Raw genomic sequence first — 1,180 nt, forward strand, 5'->3', positions numbered from 1 at the left:
AGAAATCGACCAGCACGACCTTCCCGCGCAGCGATGCCGGGGTCAGCGGCGGCGAATTGATCCATTCGTTCGCTCCCGCCAGCGATGGGAACGCACCTTCGTCGGCCAGTTGCCCGCCTTTGCCCATGGCAGCCGAAGGCATCGCTTCGTCAGGATGAAACCGGTCGAGCAGGCCCTGTTCGAAACGCGCGGTGCCTGACAGCGAAAGGCGGGTCAGCAGCCCGGTGTCCAGCCCCAGCGCGATCGCGGCGACGCCGACCAGGACGGCGATGCCCAGAACCTTGCGGATACGCTCTCCGACCCCGATTGAGCGCTTCATCGCCGCAAAGACCTTGCCGCCGACCAGCAAGGCCAGCGCCAGCGAGGTCGCTGCCCCTGCCGCGTAAGCCAACAGCAGCAGGCTCGTACGCGCGCTCGCGCCCTGCAGCGCCGCCCCGGTGAGCACGAGGCCAAGCACCGGCCCCGCACAGGGCGCCCACAGCAAGCCGGTGGCGACGCCCAGCAGGAGCGAGGCGAGGAAACTCGACGCGCCGCGATCCGCCCGGTCCGCAGATTGCGACAGTCTTCCTCCCAATGCCACCAGCGGGCGCGTCGCCCGATCGGCAAGGGAAGGAAACAGCAGCAGCAACCCGAACGCTGCAAGCACGGCCAGCGCCGCGATCCGGCCATAGGCATTCGCCTGGACGGCCCATCCGCCCCCGACCGCCGCCAGCGTCGCGACGGCGGCAAAGGTCATCGCCATGCCCAGCAGCAACGGCAGGCCGCTACGCAGGAACGGCTTGTCGGCCCGCGCGAAGACGAAAGGCAGCACGGGCAGGATGCAGGGGCTGATGATTGTCAGCACACCGCCCAGGTAAGCCAGAACAAAGAGGATCATATGGTCTCGCTGCCTTGCTGCAGGTGCCGAAGCGCGCGGCGCTCCCATGCGTCGGCCGATCGGATGTTGCCGGCCCATAAACGCCCCGACACCATAATGATGGATGAATGACGCCGCCGTGCATCCTTTGGCCAGGTCGTGTCGTATATTCACGCAGGAACCACGAAGCCGGAAAGCTCTGTCTGTTGATTGCCACTGAGAAGTGACCCGGGAAGGCTATAAGTTTCCGCTGAGAATTGACCCATGTTTTCCTGCCTTCCGGCTGCCAGTCGGAGGGTCGTGGAGTGATCGACATGGACTTAC

The 1,180-nt window shown here is 65.7% G+C and carries 1 protein-coding gene; it reads right to left on the minus strand.

Annotation, left to right across the window (positions count from 1 at the left end; all coding sequences use genetic code 11):
• Positions 1–877, minus strand: an 877-nt coding sequence (locus tag A8V01_RS04120; RefSeq protein WP_281256472.1) for a cytochrome c biogenesis protein/redoxin, incomplete at its 3' end; no start/stop codon positions are given.
• Positions 878–1,180 lie beyond the last annotated feature (303 nt).

The sequence above is a fragment of the Novosphingobium guangzhouense genome (genome assembly GCF_002896965.1).
In the GTDB taxonomy this organism is placed as follows: Bacteria; Pseudomonadota; Alphaproteobacteria; order Sphingomonadales; family Sphingomonadaceae; genus Novosphingobium; species Novosphingobium guangzhouense.